Source organism: Achromobacter sp. (assembly GCF_057314935.1).
Window position 1 is genome coordinate 1 of record NZ_DBHKZA010000099.1, and the last position, 4,874, is coordinate 4,874.

At 65.9% G+C, this 4,874-nt stretch carries 6 protein-coding genes and 1 pseudogene; 2 read left to right on the forward strand and 5 right to left on the reverse strand.

Features of this window, described 5'->3' with window-relative positions; translation table 11 throughout:
* Positions 1-239, forward strand: a pseudogene (locus tag ACO6D5_RS26120) (methyl-accepting chemotaxis protein); the annotation flags it as partial.
* Between the two features lie 301 nt (positions 240-540).
* Positions 541-2,136: a methyl-accepting chemotaxis protein gene (locus tag ACO6D5_RS26125; RefSeq protein WP_485826999.1), complete on the forward strand. Its 1,596-nt coding sequence runs from the start codon at positions 541-543 to the stop codon at positions 2,134-2,136.
* A 93-nt stretch (positions 2,137-2,229) separates the two neighbouring features.
* On the opposite strand, the gene fliR is transcribed toward ACO6D5_RS26125, so the two are convergent.
* The 5 genes from fliR to fliN all read right to left on the reverse strand — a co-directional run.
* On the reverse strand, positions 2,230-3,018 hold the full coding sequence (gene fliR / locus ACO6D5_RS26130) for a flagellar biosynthetic protein FliR (RefSeq protein ID WP_315847099.1): 789 nt from the start codon (positions 3,016-3,018) through the stop codon (positions 2,230-2,232).
* Positions 3,019-3,053: 35 nt separating this feature from the next.
* Entirely contained in the window at positions 3,054-3,323 is a 270-nt protein-coding gene (gene fliQ / locus ACO6D5_RS26135) for a flagellar biosynthesis protein FliQ (protein ID WP_006219058.1), read from the reverse strand.
* A gap of 19 nt (positions 3,324-3,342) precedes the next feature.
* Positions 3,343-4,134 carry a flagellar type III secretion system pore protein FliP gene (fliP, locus tag ACO6D5_RS26140; RefSeq protein ID WP_315847100.1) on the reverse strand — a complete coding sequence of 264 codons (792 nt, stop codon included), beginning with the start codon at positions 4,132-4,134 and terminating at the stop codon, positions 3,343-3,345.
* 28 nt (positions 4,135-4,162) lie between these two features.
* Positions 4,163-4,486, reverse strand: coding sequence for a flagellar biosynthetic protein FliO (fliO, locus tag ACO6D5_RS26145; protein WP_315847101.1), 324 nt, complete (start codon positions 4,484-4,486; stop codon positions 4,163-4,165).
* A gap of 13 nt (positions 4,487-4,499) precedes the next feature.
* Positions 4,500-4,874, reverse strand: a 375-nt coding sequence (gene fliN / locus ACO6D5_RS26150; protein WP_485827000.1) for a flagellar motor switch protein FliN, incomplete at its 5' end; no start/stop codon positions are given.

Here is a 4,874-nt window from a genome sequence, read left to right on the forward strand (position 1 = left end):
CCGAAGAGCAGTCCAGCGGCATCGACCAGGTCAACCGCGCCGTGTCGCAGATGGACGAAGTGACGCAGCAGAACGCGGCCCTGGTGGAAGAGGCGGCGGCCGCCGCAGGTTCGCTGCAAGATCAGGCTCACCGCCTGGCCGAAGCGGTCGCGGTGTTCAAGATCAATGCCGGTGAAGTGATTGAAGTGCCTGCGCATCAGCTCGGCGGCTATGCCGCACCGACGTTGACACAAGGCTGACGCGTCGGCGGCGTCCGGCCGGGCCGGGCGGGAGTCCGAGGCATGACCGCGGCCGCGCTGATGCGCGGCCGTGTTTCTTGTGCTGGACGGCAAGGGAAAGCGGCGTGCGATTCCTACGCACGTTAAGTTTTCGAAAATTTGGCCGTAAACAAAAATAACGCCTGAAATGGGCGGTGAACAGTGTTTGACGGCAGCGGATCCTGCCCGACAAACCGGGCGGGTACAGGTCGATGCGGGGCGTCAGGTCCGGTTGCTCGCTGCCATTCATTCGCTGCTCTTATGAAGTAACCGGAGACTAGCTGTGCGCGTGAACCTACCCGTCCATGACGTGGAAACCAAGCTGCGTGAAGATCAGTACCTGATCTCGCGCACCGATACCAAGGGCCGCATCGTCTACGCGAACCCGGCGTTCGTCGAAGTCAGCGGATTCACCCGCGAAGAACTGATCGGCAAGCCGCACAACATCGTGCGTCACCCCGACATGCCGTCCGAAGCCTATGCGGACCTGTGGGACACGCTGGAATCGGGCGAGTCGTGGTTGGGGCTGGTCAAGAACCGCCGCAAGGACGGGGGCTACTACTGGGTGCTGGCCAACGCCACGCCCATCGTCGAAAACGGCGAAGTCGTCGCGTATTCGTCGGTGCGTGTGCGTCCGTCGGACGAGCAGGTGGAGATGGCCGAGGCGTTGTACGCCCGCATCCGCGAAGGCACGGCACGCGGCGTGCGCATCCACCGCGGCCGTCCGGTGCGCGCCGGCTGGCGGCGCGGGCTGGATGTCGTGGCGTTTCCCTTCAAGCGCAGCGTGCGCAGTCGCATGCTGCGCCAAGCGCTACTGTCCGGCGGCATCGTCGCGGGCGCGGGCGCCTACGGGCTGCATGCCAACTGGGCTACTCTGGATACCCTTGGTGCCAGCCTTGGCTGCGGCCTCATCGGGCTGGGCGTGATCGCCATCTTCGGCATGGGCTGGAGCCTGTCGCGGTCCCTGCTGGATCCGATGGTGGATGCCGCCAACATGGCGCGCCAGGTCGCCGCCGGCAATCTGACCACGCAGATCGTGGCGGATTCCGACGATGAGGTGGGCAGCCTGAAGTTTTCGCTGGAAGTCATGCGCAAGAGCCTGATCGGCATCGCGCAGGACGTTTACCGGGGCATCGAGGGCACCACGCACGCGGCCGTGCATATCGCCCGCGGCAACCAGGAACTGGCCGGCCGCACGGAAGGCCAGGCGGCCTCGCTGCAGCAGACGGCCGCCAGCATGGAACAGCTGACCTCGACGGTGCGTCAAAACGCCGACAATGCCCGCCAGGCCAATCAGCTGGCCGCCAGCAGCATGGACGTGGCGCGGCGCGGCGGCGTGGCGGTAGGCCAGGTGGTGAACACCATGCACGGCATCTCCGATAGCTCGCGCAAGATCGCGGACATCGTCAGCATCATCGAAGGCATCGCGTTCCAGACCAACATCCTGGCCTTGAACGCCGCCGTCGAAGCCGCGCGTGCGGGCGAGTCGGGCAAGGGCTTCGCGGTCGTCGCCGGCGAAGTGCGCAGCCTGGCGCAAAAGAGCGCGCAGGCCGCCAAGGAAATCAAGGGCTTGATCGAAGATTCGGTCGACCGCGTGTCGGAAGGATCGGCACAGGCCGAGCAAGCCGGCGCCACGATGGAGGAGATCGTTGCCGCCGTGCATCGCGTCACGGACATCATCGGTGAGATCTCGCAGGCTTCGCAAGAGCAGTCCAGCGGTATCGAGCAAGTGGACTCCGCCGTGTCGCAGATGGACGTGATGACGGTGCAGAACACGGCGCTGGTGCAGGAACTGGGTGGCGCGGTGATGCAACTGGGCAACCAGTCCGGCGCATTGCGCGAGACGATCCGCGTGTTCCGGTTGACCGGCCAGCCCTGATCTGCCCGAACGATCAGTCTCCTGGAAAAGAAGCGGCCGCTGAAAAGCGGCCGTTTTGCTTGGCGCTGGCGCCGAGGCGGCCAGGCCAGGGACCTATCTGCCCGCCAACGCGTCGACCACCCGGCTCATGGCGGCGAGGCCTGCTTCGAACAGCGATTCCAAAAAGGGCCCGGCATGCGGCAGCACCACGGTCAGCACCGTGACGCCGACGATCAGGGTGACCGGGAAGCCCACCGAAAAGATCGACAGTTGCTGCGCCGCGCGGTTCAGGATGCCCATCGCCAGGTTGATGGTCAGCAGCGCGCAGATCAGCGGCAGGGCCAACAACAGGCCGGAGACGAACACCGTCTTGCCCCATTCCACGACGACGCCCCAGCCGTTCTGATGCAGCTGGATCATGGCCACGGGCAGCGTGTCGAAAGAGCGCACCAAGGCCGCCAGGACCAGCAGATGGCCGTCCAGCGCCAGGAAGGTCAGCATCGCGATGATATTGAACAGGCGCGAGAGCACCGCGGTGTTGGCGCCGGAGCTGGGATCGAAGAACGACGCGAACGACAAGCCCATCTGCAGGCCGACGAATTCCCCCGCCGTCTGCACGGCGGCGAACACCAGCCGCATCGTGAAGCCCATGGCGATGCCGATCAGCACCTGCTGCATCACCATCCACAGGCCGGCGAACGAGCCTGGCGCGATCGGCGGCATGGGGTCCAGCGCCGGGCTGATGGCGACGGCCAGCACGAAGGCCAATCCGACCTTGACCTTGACGGGGATGATGGATTCGGAGAACAGGGGCGCCGTGCCCACCAGCGCCAGGATGCGCACGAACGGCCAGAGGAACTGGCCGATCCAGCCGTTGAGCTGTTCGAGCGTGAAGGCGATCATGGGGCAAGCGTCTGGCGTCTGGCGGCGCGGGCCGCTCAGGACACCAGCATGGGGATCTGGCCGATCAGTTGCCGGATGTAGTCGACCATGACGCCGATCAGCCACGGGCCCAGCAGCACCAGCACGCCGCACATCGCCAGCAGCTTCGGAATGAACGACAGCGTCATTTCGTTGATCTGCGTGGCGGCCTGGAAAATACTGATGACCAGACCCACCACCAGCACGACCAGCAGCAGCGGGCCGGCCATCGCCAGGACGATCTTCATCGCCTGGTAGGCCATGGTCATGACGGTTTCGGCGGTCATGGCGATTGTGCTCCGGGCGTTATTGGTAGAAGCTCTGGGCCAGCGAGCCCATGAGCAGGTTCCAGCCGTCGGCCAGCACGAACAGCATCAGCTTGAACGGCAGCGCCACGGTGACGGGCGGCACCATCATCATGCCCAGCGCCATCAGCACGCTGGCGACCACCAGATCGATGATCAGGAACGGAATGAAGATGGTGAAACCGATCTGGAACGCCGTCTTCAGCTCACTGGTGATGAACGCCGGCACCAGGATGCGCAGCGGCACTTGCGAGGGATCTTCCAGCGCCGGCTGCTTGGCCAGGTTGGCGAACAGCGACAGGTCGTTCTCGCGGGTCTGGTGCAGCATGAAGGTGCGCAGCGGCCCCGCGGCCCGTTCGACGGCTGTCTCGAACTGGATCGACCCCTCGGACAGCGGCTTGTAGGCGTCGGCGTAGATCTTGTCGAACACCGGCGACATCGTATAGAAGGTCAGGAACAGCGCCAGCCCGATCAGCACGTGGTTGGGCGGCGACATCGCCGTGCCCATGGCGCTGCGCAACAGGCCCAGCACGATGATGATGCGCGTGAAGCCGGTCATCATCAACAGGGCCGCGGGCAGGAACGACAGCGAGGTCATCAGCAGCAGCGTCTGCATGCTGAGCGAATACGTCTCGGAGCCGTTGGGGCCGGGGGTGGTGGTCAGCGCCGGCAGCGTGGCCTGGGCGACGACGCCGGCGGGAAAGAGGGCCAAGCCCAGCACGGCGGTGGCGGCCAGCAACGGCAGCGCGTTCTGGCGGGCGCGGATGGAGGTCGTGCGGGTGAGCAAACTCATGGGTATCGCTTGGATCGCGCAGGTGGCGCTAGCGGCGCTTGAGCGCCTGGCCCAGCTTGGCCGCGAATGCTGCGGCGGGCAAGGGCGAACCCTCCGGCAACTGGCCGGCGGGCAGGGTATGCAGGGTGTTGATCTGGTTCGGGCTGACGCCCACCACCAGCCAGGTGTTGTCGATCTCGACGACGACGATGCTTTGGCGCGCACCGACAGGCAGGCTGGCGACCTGCTTGAGCAGGTTGCCGCCGCCGCGCTGGGTCAATCCGGCGCGCTTGGCGAGCCATGCCGAAACCAGGATGGCGGCCACCACCAGCACAAGGCCGATGATGACGCGCAGCAGGGAGGATTCGGTCATGGCGCCGGTGCCGTCAACGACGGTTGTTCAAGCGGTTGATCCGCTCGGAGGGGGTGATGATGTCGGTCAGGCGGATGCCGTACTTGTCTTCGACGACGACGACTTCGCCCTGGGCGATCAGGTAGCCGTTGACGAAGATGTCCATCGGTTCGCCGGCCAGGCCGTCCAGCTCGACTACCGAGCCCTGGCCCAGCTGGAGCAGGTTCTTGATGGTCAGTCGGGTGCGTCCCAGTTCGACCGTCAGCTGGACGGGCACGTCCATGATCAGGTCGATGTCGGTGCCGGCGCCGGCGGTGGCGCCGGCCAGGGGCTTGAACACCGACTGGGCCGCGGACTGGGCGGCGGGCTTTGCCGGCGCCGGGGCGGCGGGCGCCGCCGGGGCGGGCGC

Bases quoted from the DNA above. Each gene is read 5' to 3' on its own strand.
- fliQ (WP_006219058.1), bottom strand. From the start codon at position 3,323: ATGACCGCCGAAACCGTCATGACCATGGCCTACCAGGCGATGAAGATC.
- fliR (WP_315847099.1), bottom strand. From the start codon at position 3,018: ATGATCGCCTTCACGCTCGAACAGCTCAACGGCTGGATCGGCCAGTTC.
- fliO (WP_315847101.1), bottom strand. From the start codon at position 4,486: ATGACCGAATCCTCCCTGCTGCGCGTCATCATCGGCCTTGTGCTGGTG.
- fliP (WP_315847100.1), bottom strand. From the start codon at position 4,134: ATGAGTTTGCTCACCCGCACGACCTCCATCCGCGCCCGCCAGAACGCG.